The organism is Microcystis wesenbergii FACHB-1317 (assembly GCF_014696875.1).
GTDB classification, from domain to species: domain Bacteria; phylum Cyanobacteriota; class Cyanobacteriia; order Cyanobacteriales; family Microcystaceae; genus Microcystis; species Microcystis wesenbergii_A.
In genome coordinates, this window is record NZ_JACJQV010000097.1 from 19,021 (window position 1) to 36,693 (window position 17,673).

At 43.4% G+C, this 17,673-nt stretch carries 14 protein-coding genes and 1 pseudogene; 7 read left to right on the forward strand and 8 right to left on the reverse strand.

Annotation, left to right across the window (positions count from 1 at the left end):
• Positions 1-367 precede the first annotated feature (367 nt).
• From H6F92_RS06370 to H6F92_RS06385, 4 genes are all read right to left on the reverse strand, one after another.
• Positions 368-1,921: a TIGR04222 domain-containing membrane protein gene (locus H6F92_RS06370; protein ID WP_190357184.1), complete on the reverse strand. Its 1,554-nt coding sequence runs from the start codon at positions 1,919-1,921 to the stop codon at positions 368-370.
• Between the two features lie 407 nt (positions 1,922-2,328).
• The gene (locus H6F92_RS06375; protein ID WP_190357186.1) at positions 2,329-4,059 is read right to left on the reverse strand and encodes an Rqc2 family fibronectin-binding protein; all 1,731 of its coding nucleotides are present in this window, start codon (positions 4,057-4,059) and stop codon (positions 2,329-2,331) included.
• 143 nt (positions 4,060-4,202) lie between these two features.
• Complete coding sequence (gene gcvT / locus H6F92_RS06380; RefSeq protein ID WP_190357189.1) at positions 4,203-5,309, reverse strand: glycine cleavage system aminomethyltransferase GcvT; 1,107 nt, start codon at positions 5,307-5,309, stop codon at positions 4,203-4,205.
• Between the two features lie 198 nt (positions 5,310-5,507).
• Positions 5,508-7,217: a serine protease gene (locus H6F92_RS06385; protein WP_190357190.1), complete on the reverse strand. Its 1,710-nt coding sequence runs from the start codon at positions 7,215-7,217 to the stop codon at positions 5,508-5,510.
• A 352-nt stretch (positions 7,218-7,569) separates the two neighbouring features.
• Here H6F92_RS06385 and H6F92_RS06390 point away from each other — a divergent pair, with 352 nt between their 5' ends.
• From H6F92_RS06390 to H6F92_RS06400, 4 genes and pseudogenes are all read left to right on the forward strand, one after another.
• A complete protein-coding gene (locus H6F92_RS06390; protein ID WP_190357245.1) occupies positions 7,570-7,773 on the forward strand; it encodes a hypothetical protein in 204 nt (67 codons plus the stop codon).
• A gap of 58 nt (positions 7,774-7,831) precedes the next feature.
• Entirely contained in the window at positions 7,832-8,152 is a 321-nt protein-coding gene (locus H6F92_RS06395) for a DUF4164 family protein (RefSeq protein WP_190357192.1), read from the forward strand.
• A gap of 142 nt (positions 8,153-8,294) precedes the next feature.
• Positions 8,295-8,417 (forward strand): annotated as a pseudogene (locus H6F92_RS25775) (DUF4164 domain-containing protein); the annotation flags it as partial.
• Between the two features lie 388 nt (positions 8,418-8,805).
• Positions 8,806-11,451 carry a cation-translocating P-type ATPase gene (locus H6F92_RS06400; protein WP_190357194.1) on the forward strand — a complete coding sequence of 882 codons (2,646 nt, stop codon included), beginning with the start codon at positions 8,806-8,808 and terminating at the stop codon, positions 11,449-11,451.
• A 117-nt stretch (positions 11,452-11,568) separates the two neighbouring features.
• Here the strand turns inward: H6F92_RS06400 and hemB are convergent, their stop codons facing one another.
• Positions 11,569-12,555, reverse strand: a complete 987-nt coding sequence (hemB, locus tag H6F92_RS06405) for a porphobilinogen synthase (protein WP_147068762.1) — start codon at positions 12,553-12,555, stop codon at positions 11,569-11,571.
• A 504-nt stretch (positions 12,556-13,059) separates the two neighbouring features.
• On the opposite strand from hemB, the gene H6F92_RS06410 reads away from it, so the two are divergent.
• Both H6F92_RS06410 and H6F92_RS06415 read left to right on the forward strand, forming a co-directional pair.
• The gene (locus H6F92_RS06410; protein WP_151697234.1) at positions 13,060-13,425 is read left to right on the forward strand and encodes a phasin family protein; all 366 of its coding nucleotides are present in this window, start codon (positions 13,060-13,062) and stop codon (positions 13,423-13,425) included.
• Between the two features lie 59 nt (positions 13,426-13,484).
• Positions 13,485-13,865, forward strand: coding sequence for a hypothetical protein (locus H6F92_RS06415; protein ID WP_185239760.1), 381 nt, complete (start codon positions 13,485-13,487; stop codon positions 13,863-13,865).
• A gap of 76 nt (positions 13,866-13,941) precedes the next feature.
• Here the strand turns inward: H6F92_RS06415 and H6F92_RS06420 are convergent, their stop codons facing one another.
• From H6F92_RS06420 to H6F92_RS06430, 3 genes are all read right to left on the reverse strand, one after another.
• The gene (locus tag H6F92_RS06420; protein ID WP_002752187.1) at positions 13,942-14,091 is read right to left on the reverse strand and encodes a hypothetical protein; all 150 of its coding nucleotides are present in this window, start codon (positions 14,089-14,091) and stop codon (positions 13,942-13,944) included.
• A 176-nt stretch (positions 14,092-14,267) separates the two neighbouring features.
• Positions 14,268-14,888 (reverse strand): retron system putative HNH endonuclease, encoded by a 621-nt coding sequence (locus H6F92_RS06425; protein WP_190357195.1) that lies wholly within the window; start codon positions 14,886-14,888, stop codon positions 14,268-14,270.
• On the reverse strand, positions 14,885-16,171 hold the full coding sequence (locus H6F92_RS06430; protein WP_190357197.1) for an AAA family ATPase: 1,287 nt from the start codon (positions 16,169-16,171) through the stop codon (positions 14,885-14,887). The genes H6F92_RS06425 and H6F92_RS06430 overlap by 4 nt, the downstream gene beginning before the upstream one ends.
• 270 nt (positions 16,172-16,441) lie before the next feature.
• Here H6F92_RS06430 and H6F92_RS06435 point away from each other — a divergent pair, with 270 nt between their 5' ends.
• Positions 16,442-17,632, forward strand: a complete 1,191-nt coding sequence (locus H6F92_RS06435; protein WP_190357199.1) for a class I SAM-dependent methyltransferase — start codon at positions 16,442-16,444, stop codon at positions 17,630-17,632.
• Positions 17,633-17,673 lie beyond the last annotated feature (41 nt).

Sequence of the window (17,673 nt, forward strand, 5' to 3'; positions counted from 1 at the left end):
CCACCCTATCGAACCATACCAAGTAAGGAAGAACCTTTTTTTTTAGCTTCAATTATTAATGTAACATCGGATCGGAGCTAGAAGTCTTTCTCTATAATCAAAGTTTACATTACTGGGATCAAGGCAAAGCCTAGATGTTTTGACGCTTGACCGATGGATAATTTAGGTTACACTTCTGGCTGCAGGGAAATTAATTTTGCACAACTACTTGTAAGCTAAAACCCATCTTAGATGCGTTTTAGCTTATTAAGCCAACCCTACTTAAGCAATCAAACCAGAGAGGAGATTAAGGCAAAAATTAATAGGGCTACGGTGGCGGGAATGTTCAACGGAACGAGCGAGCGGCTGTTAATAGCCTTGAACTCAATCAACCACCACCACAACCACCACAACCGCCACAACCGCCGCCACCGCCATCACTGCCGCCGCCACCGCCATCACTGCCGCCACTGCCGGCATCACTGCCGCCACTGCCGGCATCACTGCCGCTACCACTGCCGCTACCACTGCCGCTACTAGCAGCGGCTATGGGAGTCAGCATTTGATACAGGTCTGCTAAAGCCATATCCGCCATCAGAACTGTTGCTCCAAACAACGCCACCGCAAGTACAAGTTCAGAATCGCTGCTATTGGCTGTTTTTAAATGTTGTAAGCGATTTGTTAAATCATTAAAAATGATCTCTCCATAACGGCTGCGCTGACGCTGTGGTTTGACAAAAAACCTTGCTCCCAAAACTAGAAGCCCAAATATACAGATGAGAAGTAAACCAACGGGCTTATCGCGAGAAATTCCCACCGCCATTTTGCACAAGCCTATTCCTAGAAGAATAACCACAATCAATGATGGATAAATTTGCGCTTTCAATGCTTGGGCATCGCTCAGAAACAAACCAAGCTGTTCTAGGCGGGAACGAATGCTATCTTTCATTCCTGTAGACTTCTGGAAAACCTGTTTAATTGCCCCATCAGTGGCCAAAATATCTTGGGCGACCGCCTTTTCTACAGGATCGGCAATAGCATCGCTCTTTCCTGTCACCACCAGTTTGCTTTGTGTTCTTCCAAATGGTGATTTTTCTTTTAATACCTCCACATAGCCTTGTTTTACCAAACTGGTGATTGCGGCCATAATCAGGCGATGATTGCCACCCGCCAAGAAAGCTATCTCGTAAGTATTTAAATCAGGTTGCTGCTTTGTATTAGTGCTAACTAGGCACAGGGAAAAACGTAGCCAGGCTGCCAAAGCGATTCCCATCACTCCTAGGGAAATATAGAAGGTTAAAAATTCCGGACCTGTAAAATTCATTGGGTTAGGAATTTGGGAGATTATCTGACAGCCAGTTATCATCAGTGAAAGGAAGGCTAAAAAGGTAAAGATGCCTATTTTTCGCAGTTGTGGTTTGACGGAGACTGGGAAATTAGGTTTTGACAAAACCCAGCTTTGTTGAGTGTTGATCCGGATAAAATGCAAATCTCGCCCGAATCGGTCTTTGGGTTTAGGCCAAATATCTATTGGAGGAATATGTCCAAAAAACTGTTCGTAACTTTCTAGCGTCTTGCTATACCAACTGCCAAATTTTAATTGCTCGGATGAACCCCCACGAGTCGGTTCGTGATGTAATGTGGTTTGCAAAATTTTGGGACAGAACTCTTGCCAGTACAATCGCGTATAGGTCAGATGTAAATGCCAAACTTGATCGATTTGGTCGGATGGCGTGACTGGATGTCCTGCTGCAACGGCTAGAAATATAAACTTTTTGTATTCCTCGATCACTCTCTGAGTATAGCCCAATGACCAGCCGTTATCTCTTGCTAATCGTTGGCTGAAAGATAATTGACTATCTGGCCGATCCAAGGCAAATGCCTGAATTCTTTTGTATAGCTCTGTCTGTTGAAAGTTCATCGTCCCTAATGGGCTATCCATAAACCGGGCCTCCCGAAAAAAACTGTTTCTAGTCGTTTATTTAGGCCGAAGAGGCTTAACTATGCGTGAAGTTTAAATTTCTTTACAAAAAGCTGGATGCTAACTATCCCTCTTTCAACTGGGCAATAAGTCTCGGAAACCGAAAAGAAAGTTGAGGAAACTGACAGAACCGGTTAGGTGAGGATAAAATACCAGTGGTCGCTTTAATATCACCTGAATAGTCGGTTTTTTGTGTCTTTCCCGAGACTATCGGCTGCTACCACTGGTTTGCTGTTGTTTGTTGTTGTAATCCGAGGAAATATAGTTCTTGCGTTCCCAAGCGCCTGAACTGCATTCGTCTCTATAGTAACAATTGTAACAGACAATACTCATTTTGTGTAAAAAAAAGTAAACAATTTGGTAAAAAATTATTTTTTGCGGTAATCCTCAACCCTCTGAGGACAGCCCCAGATTACCGTTTCCTGTTTGTAAACCACCATACCTGGCTTGGCGCCCTTGGGCTTATAGACGTATTTGGGACGGGTATAGACGACGGGAACCTGTTCACTATGGCGAGCGCGGCTATAATAAGCGGCGTAATCGGCGGCAAATTGCAGATCGGCGGCTTCTGGAACTGTACCGGGGGTTAAACGGAGTAAAACGTGACTACCGGGGATTTCTTGACTATGAAACCAGATATCGTAATCGCTGGCGCTACGAAAAGTTAGCCGATCATTTTGACGGTTATTTCTGCCAATCCATAATTCTATTCCAGAGGGAGTAGTAAAGCGCATGGGTTCGGATTCTTTATTATTCGTCCGATTACGCTGGTAATTGCTTTCTAGATACTTTTGTTGAATTAATTCTTCTTGTATCTCGTCTAATGCCTCTAAATCTTCGCCGCTGCTATAATTTTCTAGTTGACTTAAACTCGATCGCACCTGTTCGAGATAATTAATTTCACTAACCACTTCCTCTAATAAAGGTTCCACCGCTAACCGCGCTCTTTTTAATTTCTGATGTTGTTTATACAAATATTGGGCATTCTGTACGGGATTTCTTTCGGGATCGAGAGGAATAATTACAGGTTTTCCTGTCTGGAAATCCGCCAAAGTAATGCTAGTCATTCCCTGCTGTATTTGCTGGAGATTGGCCATTAATAAATCCCCTTGCTCTTTATAGCGATCAGCATGAGCAGATTCTGCTAGTCTTGTTTGAAATCCTGCCGCTTTAGTTTGCAGTTTAGTCAGTAAATAGGTGATTTTTTGATTTAATTTTTGCTGTAGTTGTCGAAAGCTTTCTTGATTAATTTGGTCGCTATAATAACGGTTTAATAATTCTTGGACATCTTTAGCCGCTGCCAGCATTTCCCCACCGATCACTGTATAACCTTTGCTTGTCCATCCCGGTTGAAAAGTTCTATTTTCAAGGATTTTTAACCATTCTTGCCAAGCTGAAAAGAGCTTTTCCCAATCAGTATTATCTAACTGATCCGTGTTTAATTTCGGGTTAATCTTGGCTTTTTGCAACAGCGATCGAGCGATGACTGGACTAACCCCACGATAGGTACTAACTAACTGTTTTTCGATAGTTTTAGGGATTAAACTAACTCTGGCTTGCCAACTGCTCAAGGATTCTTCTAAACTGGGGTCTGTTGACAATAAAACGGGGGGTAGTTGATAGATTTGTCCCGTTTGTACGGTGCGAACACTAGACTGAGTGGCATTGACTTGATGGGCAACGGTGACAATTTGATTGTCAGCCGCAGTTAAAATCACATTGCTATATTTGCCCATAATTTCTATATACAAATGCCACAGCGCCGGCTCATCGGGACGTTGGGCAAATTGTAGATCGATGACTCTTTCCCACGGGGCAACAAATGCTAATTTTGTCAGGGCAAAACCATTGAGTTGATGACGCAATTGATCGCTGAAAGTGAAGGTATCAGGGACTTTTGGCGGTGGCTCACCAATATGCAGCCGCGCTCCTTGGGGATGCCAAGAAATAATTAACCATCCCTTGCGATCGAAGGTTCGTAAATAGAGGGCGATCGTTTGGCGATCAATTTGATACACTTGTTCTAGTCTCGCCGGCAGCCAAGCGGCGGCAATTTCGGCACAAGTGGCACTGAGGGTGGTAAAGTCTAGGGATTGCATTTTCAGTTATCAGTTATCAGTCATCAGTTATCAGTTATCACATTTGAGTTTTAAGTGGACAGTGTTATCTAGCAGTTGCCGTTTTTTCTTGACTGATTACTGATTACTGTTCACTGAAAAGCCACCTAACCCCCATCACCTTTTTACTTTTTACTTTTATAAAAGGGTTTTTTAACGACGGTAGCGGGGTAGGTGGTGCCGCGGATTTCTACTTCGATCGCCTGTCCGATCGAGGCGAAAGGTGTGGGAAGATAGGCTAAAGCGATCGCTGTGTTTAAAGTTGGTGATAAAGTGCCACTGGTGACTTTACCCACCGCTTCCCCGGCAAATACTACCGGATAATCGTGACGGGCGATATGTTTGCCGGACATCTGCAATCCCACCAAGAGGCGATTGACACCATTAAGTTTTTGGTTTTCGAGGACATCACGACCGATAAAATCGCCTTTTTCTGGCAGATGAACCAACCAATTTAAGCCAGCCTCTAGGGGACTCGTGCTATCGTCGATATCCTGTCCATAAAGGGCTAAAGCTGCCTCTAAACGCAGGGTATCCCGCGCCCCTAAACCGCAGGGAGTCACCCCTAAATTTAAAAATTCTGTCCAAAGTTGCTGTCCGATTTCAGGAGCGGCCATAATTTCAAAACCATCTTCTCCCGTGTAACCGGTCCTAGCGATAAAAACTTTTTCCCCGAAAAGCTGGCTTTCCCAGTGATTAAATAGCCCAAAATCGCTTAATTTTTCCCCGATCAAGGGCTGTAAAATTGTGGCTGCCTTTGGTCCTTGCAGGGCAATTAAGACCCTTTCTCGCGATAAATCCTCTAATTTGACCCCCGACCCCTCTAAATTGCCTAAAATCCATTCTCGATCTTTATCGGTGGTTGAGGCATTAACAATTAATACGCCTTGGCTTTCGCTTTGGTAGTAAAAGATAATATCATCGATTATGCCACCTTCTGGGTTAAGTAACACGCTATATTGTGCCTTTCCTGCCCTTAAACGGGCTAAATTAGAGGGAACTAGGGTTTGGAGAGATTGAACCAGATTATCTCCAGTTAAGATAAATTTGCCCATGTGGGAGATGTCAAACATCCCGACACCGTTGCGGACAGCATTATGTTCGATTTTTAGGCCGCTAAACTGTATCGGCATCTCCCAACCCGCAAAAGGGGTAAATTTGCTGGTTTGTTGGGCAATTAGGTCATATAAGGGGGTACGAATAGCGGGGGAAGTTGCTTCTTGGTTAGCCACGGTGTTCTCGATCGAATGGTTTTCTGCCTAGAGTAGCATAGCAGTTATCAGTTATCAGTGACCAGTTATCAGTTATCAGTGACCAGTTATCAGTTATCAGTTATCAGTTATCAGTGACCAGTGACCAGTGATCGATCACTATCCACTAACTACTATCCACTAACTACTATCCACTATCCACTATCCACTATCCACTGATTACTGATTACTGATAACTGAAAAAGTTCCCCACTCCCTTAACCTTTCTCGCACTCTGTCAATGGGAACTGCTAAACCGCAGCCCAATTTAACGGCATTTTCTAGGGGTTTAGGAGTAGAAGAATTGGCACAAAATAAACTCGCCTGGGAAATCACTCCCACCACTTGATTTTTATCGTTTAAAACTGGACTTCCCGACTGTCCAGAAACGACAAACATGGATAAACTTAAGGATTTTTGGTTATTATCATTAACAGTGCCTTTGCTGACAGTCCAATCTTTTTGATTAAAAGGATTACCGATCGAGATTACTGGTTGATTAGCGGCAATTGGTAGGGGTGCTAAAGCTAAAGGTTTTAAATCTGGGGGGGGATTTTTTACCTCTAATACTGCTAAATCCAGCCAGTCGTTAGGGGTGGTAATGTGGAGAATTTTAGCTTTTGAACGCTGGCGAATTTTTCCCTGGGGGGGTTGGCTATAATACTCGACAAAAATGCGCGCCTCTGCCTCGATTTCTTGACGGGAATTCGTCACCACATGGCGGTTAGTCACGATCCAAGCTGTATCTTGATCTCGTTTTAATAACCAACCAGTGCCGATGCCATTTTTATTTTGGCCGCGAATGACAATTTTAACAATTGAGCGTTTTAAATTCACCAGAGGATCACTCTTAACACTGGGAATTATCTCTGGCATTTTTAATAATTCGGGATGATCGTGAATTAATCGCCCCCGTTGGATTTCCTGTAAAATAAATCTAGCTTCTGATAAATTGGGATCGATTTCTACGGCCTGCCGACACCAATTTAGACCCTCATCGATCTGACCGCTATTGATATAGGTATAACAGAGATTTTCGTAAATCTCGGCATTTTTGGGGCTAATTTGCCGCGCCTGTTGAAAAACTGCCATGGCTTCCCCTAGTTTTCCCTGTTCCGCTAAAGCTTCGCCCAGATAATTATAAATATCCCCATCTTTAGGGGCGTAAATTAAAGCCTGTCGATAGATTTGCTCTGCTTCCTGCCATTTTCCCTGTTTTCCTAGGGTTTCTCCTAATTTTTTGTAGGTTTCACCCTGATTAGGTATCAATTCTAGAGCTTGCTGATAGGCATAACTGGCCTCTGGCCAGAGTTGCTGTTCACTGTAGGCCTTTCCCAGATAAAAATAGGCTTTTCCCTGACTAGGATCGAGAAAAACCGCTGCTTGCAGAGCTTTCGCCGCTTCATCCCAACGTTGTAAACTATAGAGAGCTTTTCCTAGCTGAAATTGCCCTTTAAAAGTTGGTTTAATGATAATTGCTTTTTGGTAAGCATCGATCGCCTCTGACCATTTTTGCTCTTGCGCGAAGATATCTCCCAAAGCGACTAAATGATTACTTTGGGAGGGTTCCATCGGTGGTTTATTATTAACGATAAAGGCACGATTATATGCTTGTAAGGCTTCAGAATAGCGTTTTTGACTTTGCAAGACCTGAGCGATTTTTATATGGGCTTGACTAGAATTTTCGTCAAAAGATAAAACTGTTCGGTAAGCAGACAGAGCCGATTCCTTCTCCCCTGCGGCCAAAAGTCGATCGCCTTGCCAGAGATAAGCCAAGGCAATAAGATAAAAAATAGCAAAGGGAGCGGCGACGATGAAGGCAATAATTAAAAATATTTGCAGGGGTTTGCTAGAGTAGCGGCGACCGATTTTAAGCTCTTTTCTTTTCATTTCTTGGTTAGGATAGACAACAGGCCAGAGGTGGTTCGATAGGTGTAATTAATTTTGTCTATGTACTTATAGGGGATGAGGGCAATAGTTAAAGTCGTGGCTGTTGGCCAGACAATTATCGCTCAAAACGAGCAAGATGCCAGTTAAAGCCAGAAAATTGCTATTTTAAAATATGTCCTAGCCAATTCTTATTTTATTTTTATATCCGAAGACCGACAACTGAACAAAGGCAATTGTGTCTATTATTTTAAAGGAAACCGCCAGACGTTAAAACTATCGCTGAAAATCTCTGAACATAGCTCTAGTGCCAATTTTCCCCTTCACCTTGCACTAATTCCCTGTTCTTGAGACAGTGCCGAATGTTGCCAAGTTCTCGTCGTCCTCTTCTGACAGGGTAAATATCACCCATCGTCTCAGTACCGTTCGAGCAGCTGATCAAATTGTCGTCTTAGATAATGGTCCCATTGTCGAGATCGGTAGCCATGACCAATTATTAAATCAGCAGGGAATCTATCAACCTCTCCACTCTTTACAAGAAAGCGGTGAACTGGTTTAGTCTTAAAATAGTCCCCGATAGCGGACCGAGAAAATATGATCTAATGGGAGTTGATACCATGTCTAACGAAACCGTTACCTATTCCCTAGAAGCTGTTTTGACTAGGATTGAGGGGAAAATTGACAATCTCCAAAAAGATGTTGACCAAAAATTTGAAAGTCTCCAAAAAGATTTTAACCAAAAATTTGACAAAATCGACGAAAGGTTAAATAAGCTAGAGGTAGGACAGGCCAAGTTAACCGAAAAGGTTGAGGGCATCGATAATCGCCTAAAATCAGTGGAAGGAACCCAAAAAAATCAGGTTTGGACATTAATTATTCTTTTGGCAAGTGCGATCGCTACAGCTGGTTGGAAAGTATTTTTTTCAGGTAATCCCTAGAATTAAACCGTGGCTATTAGTCACAGTTTCAAGTTTTGTCATCCCAGAAAAACGATCTTCTCAGACAACCTCGAACTGGTTTAGTCTTAAAATAGTCCCCGATAGCGGACCGAGAAAATATGATTTAATGGAAGTTGATACCATGTCTAACGAAACCTTTATCTATTACCTAGAAGCTGTTTTGACGAGGATTGAGGGGAAAATTGACAATCTCCAAAAAGATGTTAACCAAAAATTTGACCAAATCGACGAACAGTTAAATAGGGGTTGCTGAATAAATCTAAAAACCTTGTTGGGTAAGACTTTTAGACTTTTTTTCCCTCAAAAAGTGCCAACCCTTGGAGGGATCGGGGGGAAAATTCCGGGACTTTTTCCCTGAAAATTAGCTAATTTACCAGATGAAAATGGGTAAAACCCCACACCCCCCCTGCCCCCCGACCCCCCCGATGTCGGGGGGGTCGGGGGGCCACACCCTATCCCCACGAAAAACTTTTTCAGCCAACCCTAATTATTCTTTGGGCAGGTGCGATCGCCGTTGCTTTCCTGACAACCTTCTCCAAGATTTGATCTAATCTCAGACAGAAGTAAGCCCGATCCAATTACCCGCTCTCTATGTGCGAGAATAGCCTGTGTGAAAAACCTAGGTAATTGTTATGGTTGCACATATACAAAATAGGCAGTTTAACGGGTTGTCTAGTCAAGAAGCTAGTGAGCGCTTGAAACAGCACGGCTACAACGAACTCCCCTCAACCCAGCATCGTACTTTTTTAACCATCGCCCTAGACATTATCCAAGAGCCGATTTTCTTGCTCCTGATTGCCTGTGGTGTCATCTACCTCTTTTTGGGTGATGCACAAGAAGCTCTGATTTTGTTGGGGTTTGTCTTTTTTATTATTGGCATCAATCTTTACCAGGAGCAAAAAACGGAACGTTCTCTAGAAGCACTGCGGGACTTATCCAGTCCGCGGGCCTTGGTGATTCGAGATGGGGAGCGACAGCGAATTGCCGGCCGAGAAGTGGTACAGGGCGATTTGATCGTGGTGGAGGAGGGCGATCGCGTTCCTGCGGATGCGATTTTGCTGTGGTCCACTCACTTGACGATTGATGAATCGCTGTTAACCGGAGAGTCTGTTCCGGTCAGGAAACGCACCATCCACAGGGAAGAAGACCCGAAGCACCTTTCAGCCACCTTGAGACCGGGTGGAGACGACTTACCCACCGTCTATTCTGGTACTCTGGCGGTACAAGGGCAGGGCATTGCCCAGGTGCAAGCAACGGGTATAGGCACTGAAATGGGAAAAATTGGCAAGGCTCTGCAAACGGTTGAACCGGAAGACACGGTCTTACAAAAAGAAACCCGTCGCATTGTCGGTAAATTGACGATGATCGCCCTTGCCATTTGTGCGGCGGTGGTCGTGATTTATGGATTAACCCGGGCCGATTGGTTACAGGGCTTTTTGGCAGGATTAGCGCTGGCAATGGCAATTTTGCCCAATGAAATTCCGGTGGTGCTGGCCATCTTTCTGGCTCTGGGAGCGTGGCGATTCTCGCAAAAACAGGTACTAACTCGTCGCATTCCAGTGGTTGAAACCCTGGGTTCTGTCACCGTTCTTTGTGTCGATAAGACTGGAACCCTGACATTGAACCAAATGGCCGTCAAACAATTGTTGGTTTACAGCGGCTCCAATGCTTATCTGTACGATGTGACGCTCCACGAGCGCGAACCCTTGCCCGAAGTCCTTCATCCCCTGATCGAGTTTGGCATTCTAGCGAGTCGCAAAGATCCCTTTGACCCGATGGAGAAAGCGTTGCAGCAAATTGGTTGGGATTACCTAGCCAAGACTGAACACCTGCATAGCGATTGGCAACTACTGCACGAATATCCCCTGTCCACCGATCTCTTGGCCATGTCCTGTGTCTGGGAATCCCTGACGGGGGAGCTTACCGTTGCGGCAAAAGGAGCCCCAGAAGCGATCGCCGATCTCTGCCATTTCAGCCCGATTCAACAACAGGATCTGGTCGAACAGATCCAGGCAATGGCCAGAGAAGGTTTGCGAGTTCTGGGAGTTGCCCAAGGACGCAAAATAGGAACATTACCCAAAACCCACGCTCTTGAGTCATCCGGGCCTCCAGCCTACTTAGAATCTGACGATCGCTTACCTGTTCAACAACACGACTTTGAGTTTGAATTTGTCGGACTCATCGGCCTGGAAGACCCCGTGCGTCCTACTGTGGCACCTGCGATCGCTGAATGCTATGGTGCGGGAATTCGCGTTGTCATGATTACGGGTGATTATCCCGTAACAGCCCAGAATATTGCCCGTCAGATTGGACTCAGGCCTTTAGACAAGGTGATCACCGGTAGGGAACTGGAGCAAATGGGTGAGTCGGAACTGCGCGATCGCATTCAAAGCACCAACATCTTTGCCCGTGTCGTCCCCGAACAAAAACTATTGATTGTCAATGCACTGAAACGCTCCGGGGAAATTGTGGCCATGACCGGTGATGGTGTCAACGATGCCCCGGCTCTTAAGTCTGCTCATATCGGCATTGCCATGGGTGAACGGGGGACCGATGTAGCGCGCGAGTCTGCCGATTTGGTCCTGTTGAAAGATGATTTTTCATCCATCGTCGAATCGGTCAAACTAGGAAGACGTATCTTTGACAACCTGAAAAAGGGGATGGCCTATACCTTGGCCGTTCACGTTCCGATCGCGGGTATGTCGTTGATTCCAGTCATGTTTGGCTGGCCCTTGGTGCTACTCCCCATCCACATTGCCTTTCTGCACTTGATTATCGATCCAGCCTGCACGGTTGTGTTTGAAGCTGAACCGGCAGAAAGCGATATTATGCGTCGCCCCCCCCGTAATCCCAAAGAACCCTTGTTCAGTCGTCGGACGTTGCGATTGGCCTTGCTTCAAGGGATCAGCGTTTTAGTGGTACTGCTTATTGTATTCGCGATCGCCTATAACAACGGCAATAGTGAATTTGATGCTCGTGCCTTAGCATTTACGACATTGATTATCTCCAACCTCGCTATGATCTTAACCAATCGTTCCTGGTCCCGAACGATTCCAGAAATGCTCCAAGCTCCTAATCAGGCTTTGTGGTGGGTGATCGGCGGTGGACTCCTGTTTTTGGGATTAGTTCTCTATGTTCCCCTGCTACGACACCTGTTCAGCTTTTCATTTCTACATACTGATGATTTGCTGGTCAGCTTAGTTTCTGGAGTTGTCAGTATTTTCTGGTTTGAAGGACTAAAACTGTGGAACCGTCGGCACTTGAACATCCAAAAATAAAAGGCATCATAGATTCCACGATCGGTTACAAATTGTTGCAGCAGTGCGCTATGTAGTTGCTTGAATGAATTGTGCCTACCTACTTAATAATCGGCATGGTGGGTTAAATCATCAAGTTTAACCCTCTGCTAACCAGCGCACGGCATCCTTAGCGTGGTAGGTTAAGATAATATCGGCACCCGCCCGTTTAAAGCTGGTTAAAGTCTCTAAAGTCACTCGTTTTTCGTCAATCCAGCCATTTAACGCCGCCGCTTTAATCATTGAATATTCCCCCGACACATTGTAGGCAGCCACGGGTAAATTAGTCATTTCCTTGATTCTCCAGATAATATCCAGGTAAGATAGAGCAGGTTTTACCATTAACATATCTGCTCCCTCTAATACGTCTAATTCCACCTCTTTTAAGGCTTCCCTGGCATTACCCGGATCCATTTGGTAGGTTCTGCGATCGCCGAATTGGGGGGTAGAATCAGCCGCATCCCGAAACGGACCATAATAGGCAGAAGCATATTTAGCCGTATAGGAAAGAATCGGTGTATCACTATAACCCGCCTCATCCAATCCTTGACGAATTGCCTGCACAAAACCATCCATCATTCCCGACGGTGCAATGATATCCACTCCCGCTTTTACCTGAGAAACGGCGGTTTTTTGCAATAATCCCAGAGTAGGATCGTTTAACACCCTGCCGGTTAAATCTCCCGTTTGTAGATAACCACAATGACCGTGGTTGGTATATTCACACAAACAAGTATCGGCGACAATGAGTAGATCGGGAACTGCCTCTTTAATTGCTGTGGCCGCTTTCTGCACAATACCATGATCGTGCCATGCTCCCGTCGCCTCTGTGTCTTTACTTTCCGGCAGCCCGAATAAAATAATCGCTGGGATTCCTAAATCCCGCACTTCCTTGGCTTCGTCAACAATTTTATCGATTGATAATTGGTACACCCCCGGCATCGATTTGACTTCTAAGGCAATACCTTCCCCCGCCGTGGCGAAAAGAGGATAGATAAAGTCATTGGCTGTCAAGACGGTTTCACTCACCAGACGGCGCATTTGAGGGGTTTGACGCAGACGACGGGGGCGATGAATAGGAAACATAGTTTTTTGTGATTAAATCGGGAATCTGGTCTTTAGTTTAAATCTTTGCTGAGTATGAACACAAATCGATTCAGCCGGCTGCGGGCTGCCAGCAGCTATCCGCAAGATTTAGTTATTTTGAGCTTAATCAACCTATTTAGGTCAAAAATGACCTAATGAGGCTTTATCATCATTTTGAGGGCGAAAAACCAGCAATTTGACTAAAATTTAATCTTTATACCGATCACTTTTGCTGTCGCCACCACCCCATCTCTTTACAAAACTTTACCTGATCAGTTATCAGTTACCAGTTATCAGTTATCAGTTATCAGATGTGAGTTTTCAGTTCACCGATGGCTCTCTTGGATATTGGCTGAAAAATGTTCACAGTGTTACATTAGCGGCGCAAGCGTTCACTGATTACTGATTACTGTTCACTGTTCACTGACTCCCAAAACCCATCTCCATTTGGGAGAAGGATCGTTTATTCTAGGAAGTAAGAGCGATCAATTCAGGATTTTTGCTATGGTCAACTTAGGTGATTTAGTCAAAAAAGCAGTTTATTTGGGTGTAGGCATTGCCGCTTATGCCGCCGAAAAAGCTGAAGTAAATTTACAAGAATTAAGAAATCAAGCCCAAAAATTAGCCGATGAGATGATTGCTCGCGGCGAAATAAATGCGGAAGAAGCGAGGAAATACGTTGATGAGTTGGTGAAACAGGCACAACAGCAAGCGGTGGCAGCTAACGAATCTAATATTCCCCATGAACCCCGACGGATAGAAATTATTGAAGATGAGGAGGACACCAAAGCAGCCGATCCCAAAGTAGATGAATTGCGGCAAAAGGTGGAACGTCTTCAGGAGGAATTACGGAAACTGCAACAGGATTAAAACCTAGATTTTAGCGACAAATAATTAATTATTACCAGACAAGGGATGCAAGTATAAACATGGACGATTGGCAGAAGGATTTTTGGGAAGTGATCGAAACTGTGGCGCTAGGAATTGAAAATTTTTTCCAAGAAGTTACCCAAACTATCGAAGAAATCAATGAGGAAATTATCATCGATCTGGAACAGTTTATTCAAGAGGTTTTACCCCAGGAATTAGAGGAATTTTTTAACCTCGATGAATCCCTATTTTCGGAATTAGATGAACCCTCGGATTTTACCCTCACTCCTAAAGTTAACCCCGATCCTAACACCCATCCTGCTTGTATCGGTTGCCGTAATTATCACGGTTATATCTACGGAGGCAATCTTCTCGTCTGCGGTTTCCATCCCTACGGTTGGGATAGTGATAGTTGTCCCGATTGGCAAGCAGAGGATTAATTATTTTTCCAGAAAATTAGGTAGGGATAATAACCCTACCTGATTTTATTTCAAAGCAATTATCTGTCATTTTTAGTTAAGAATTACCCTTGGGAGCATGGTAAGGTTCAGAATCAAAAGGCTGCATCCCCACATCGGGATATTCATCATTGTTGGGACTAAAAATGCGAGCGAAAGCTTCTGTTAGGTACTGGACAAAATTGTGTAATGTATCCTTGATATTCATTGCTTTTCTCTCCGACTCTCGACAATAATCTCTTTTTCGGATCAGGTTAATTCACCCCTCCATCCCCATTATCTGGCCAGAATCTCATCAATTGTTGACTTTTGAGATAATTCTTGAATAATCTTCATAAGACTTTATATTTTTTCTTGTTTATTTAAACTTTTATAATAATTCTTCTATTTTTGTAAACTAAAAGGCCTGTTAAATAAAACACCGTATCTTTGTTGATCATCTAAGCATAAATATTCATTGACAAAAACTGTTAATTGAGCATTATCTATCTCCTCATCACAAAAAGGATCAATGGCTGCCTTACGAAGTGCTTTGATTTTATTGAGGTTTAATCCCAACTTTTCGATAGTATTAATTGCTTTTTGATCATCTTCTTGTGCAGGTTTAATTGTGCCATCATAGTTAAAAGCAAAGTGAGACTCACAATCGGGATTAAGTGGAGAGATTAAGAGATTTTCATCAAACCAGCTATTTTTTAGATTACCACAGCGCCGAGGTTCACCAGTCCTAAGATTTGCCTGACAGGAACATAGCAAATTGGCATAATCTAAGGGATCAACAGTGGGATCACTTTGAGGTTTAAAATGTTCTATATGGTATTCACCATCAATCAATCGATTTTCACAATAACAACATATTTCCCCCTGTTCTGTCATCAAAGCTTTAATTAGTATTTCTTTTGGTTTTCCCGCTAAATTTCTAAAGTCGGGCTGCCAATCTGAGTTAGCTTGCTCTTTCCAATTCTTAAACTCCGGTGGTTCTTGTCTTTTCCTAATATACTTCATTTTCCGATAATTTCCTTGCGTCGAATAATAACTTCAGCTTTAATTAATTCTGGATCATTTTGAATTTTAGCTCTGAGATCATTGATTTTCTTTTTAGCTGCCTCTAATTGATTTTGAGAAATTTGTTCATATATATCTTTCAAAGCTTCAGCGATTTCCTTGGGACGAGTTGTCTCTAATCCCATCAAATCTTCTAAAATTCGATCAACATTTTTGCCGTAGGACTCCTGCACGGGATGAACTTTTATTCCCATTTCTGTTTGTTCCATGAAGTGTAAACTTTCTGGTTGAACATGAGTGATAATATTAGGAGAATGGGTGGAAATAAAAAATTGACAGTTAGGAAAAACTTCTAGTAATTTAGGTACTACAAATCTTTGCCATTGAGGATGTAAATGTAAATCAATTTCGTCAATGATAATAACGCCAGTACCCGTTAAGGGATAAGGATTTTGAGGATTAGCAATCGCCATTCTTCGAGCTAAATCTCCAAGCATAGCAATCAGACATTTTTCTCCATCAGAAAGTTGATTAACAGTAACTATTTTATTCTTTTTTGTTACTTCCATTCTCAAGGGATTACGACGGACACTAAGATTAGTAAAATCGGGTAGAAAACGTTCGATCGTTTCCCGAACCGCTTCCAATTGGGGATCGGGAAAACAAAAACCTTCCGGTTTAATTAGATCATACTGATATTTTCTATTTTCATTTTCTAAATCTTCACGTTCGCGAAACCATTCAAAAAAAGTGCGAAAATCTGACCCACTGGTTAAAGCATTTTCGTAGGCACTTAGAGAATCAAATTGATGTTTTGTTTTAATTTTTAAGTTCATTGGTATATCCAGCACTGCTCGATTAACAGAATAATAAACAAATAAAGGTAAGTTAATTTGTCCTTGATGTTCAGTAATTTGTCGTTGTATTTGTTGAGTGTATTCATTTAATTGGCTAAAATTACTCCGTTCTCCAGCGTGGATATATCCAGTCCTAGTTTTTACTATTTTCCAAGTAATCTCTTGACTATCTTCCGTCACCCCAGTGATTTCAATTATAGCCGTACCCTGACCATTATTAATCTCGGTTTTGCTAATCTGTTGTCCACTGGCATTATTATTTTTTAGGCGATTAACTAACCATGAAAGCATAATAGCCAAACTGTCTAAAATGGTAGATTTTCCCGCCCCATTAACTCCTATAAATACGTTTAATTGCCGATGAAAGTCGATGTTTAAACTGACTGCACCTCGATAATTAATAAGCTTTATAGACTTAATTTTCATGGTTTTTTGTATCGGCAAGATTTGCTTATATTTGAGATAATTGTTAGAGAATGACTCTCGAATAACTGCCAGTAAAACTTAGATAGGGTTAAGAGACAGTAGGACAAGGAATAGAAAAAATAATATCTAGTTTTGGCACAGAACCGGGTATTCATAATGATTATTTATCATTTACCCTCGACTAACTCAAAAAAACCCCGGCTGACTTTCCCGATCGCTGCCCTCTGTGAGACAATCGATCGAGTGTTATCCTAAACTCCGCCAATTTTCATGTCCGACGACGCTACTATTCGCACTGCTGTACAACGTCTCTACAATACCTATCCTTTCCCCCCCGAACCGCTCCTAGATGAACCTCCTCCGGGTTACAATTGGCGCTGGAATTGGATTGCTGCCTATAACTTTTGTTCTCACCGTAAACCCGAACGAGAGGATATCCGGATTCTCGATGCGGGTTGTGGTACTGGTGCGGGAACCGAATATCTGCTCGCGCTCAACCCTTTCGCTCATGTAGTTGCGATAGATATCAGTGAAAAAGCTCTAGAAATTGCCAAAGAACGCTGTAATCGTTCGGGAGTCGCAGCAAAGCACCGAGGTTCTCTCGATTTTCACCATTTACCCCTTGAATCGGCCACTAATCTCCCCGGAGAATTTGACTTAATTAACTGCGTCGGGGTGCTGCACCATCTCCCGGACCCGATTAAAGGTATTCAATCCCTCGCGCAAAAACTGGCCCCCGGTGGTCTGCTGCACATTTTCGTCTATGCACAATTGGGACGCTGGGAAATCCAGTTAATGCAATCTGCGATCGCACTTTTGCAGGGAGACCGACGCGGGGATTATAAAGATGGGGTCGCTGTCGGCCGAGAGATTTTTGCCTCTCTACCAGAAAATAATCGCATTTTGAAACGGGAAAAAGAGCGTTGGTCAATGGAAAATCATCGCGATGAATCCTTCGCTGATATGTACGTTCACCCCCGGGAAGTGGACTACAATATCGATACCCTCTTTCAACTGATTGATGCGTCAGGATTAGCCTTTATTGGCTTTTCTAACCCTTCCTACTGGCAATTAGACCGTTTATTGGGTAAATCCCCCGAATTGATGGCTAGAGCGCAAAATTTAGGGGAAAGGGAACGTTATCGCTTGACGGAATTATTAGACCCCGAAATCACCCACTATGAATTTTTCCTTGCTAAACCACCGATTTTGACTGCCGATTGGTCTCGGGATCAAGTCCTAGAGAATGCAGTGGCCGAAGTTCATCCCTGTCTTTACGGTTGGCCTAGTGCAAGTGTTCTAGATTACGATTATCGGCCGGTTAATCTCTCGGAGAGAGAATTTGCTTTTTTACAAGCTTGTGATGGTCGTTTAACCGTGGGAGAAATCGACGCTCAAGTTGCTTTAGGATTAACTGCTGTGCGTTCTTTACAACAGCGCCAACTACTGATTTTAAGTTAGGGAAAATTCGGGGATGTTAGAGATAGCGTCCCTTGGCAATG

Coding starts and splice junctions, on each gene's coding strand:
- H6F92_RS06370 (WP_190357184.1), bottom strand. CDS start 1,921: ATGGATAGCCCATTAGGGACGATGAACTTTCAACAGACAGAGCTATAC.
- H6F92_RS06375 (WP_190357186.1), bottom strand. CDS start 4,059: ATGCAATCCCTAGACTTTACCACCCTCAGTGCCACTTGTGCCGAAATT.
- H6F92_RS06385 (WP_190357190.1), bottom strand. CDS start 7,217: ATGAAAAGAAAAGAGCTTAAAATCGGTCGCCGCTACTCTAGCAAACCC.
- H6F92_RS06395 (WP_190357192.1), top strand. CDS start 7,832: ATGTCTAACGAAACCGTTACCTATTCCCTAGAAGCTGTTTTGACTAGG.
- H6F92_RS06400 (WP_190357194.1), top strand. CDS start 8,806: ATGGTTGCACATATACAAAATAGGCAGTTTAACGGGTTGTCTAGTCAA.
- hemB (WP_147068762.1), bottom strand. CDS start 12,555: ATGTTTCCTATTCATCGCCCCCGTCGTCTGCGTCAAACCCCTCAAATG.
- H6F92_RS06410 (WP_151697234.1), top strand. CDS start 13,060: ATGGTCAACTTAGGTGATTTAGTCAAAAAAGCAGTTTATTTGGGTGTA.
- H6F92_RS06415 (WP_185239760.1), top strand. CDS start 13,485: ATGGACGATTGGCAGAAGGATTTTTGGGAAGTGATCGAAACTGTGGCG.
- H6F92_RS06420 (WP_002752187.1), bottom strand. CDS start 14,091: ATGAATATCAAGGATACATTACACAATTTTGTCCAGTACCTAACAGAA.
- H6F92_RS06425 (WP_190357195.1), bottom strand. CDS start 14,888: ATGAAGTATATTAGGAAAAGACAAGAACCACCGGAGTTTAAGAATTGG.
- H6F92_RS06430 (WP_190357197.1), bottom strand. CDS start 16,171: ATGAAAATTAAGTCTATAAAGCTTATTAATTATCGAGGTGCAGTCAGT.
- H6F92_RS06435 (WP_190357199.1), top strand. CDS start 16,442: ATGTCCGACGACGCTACTATTCGCACTGCTGTACAACGTCTCTACAAT.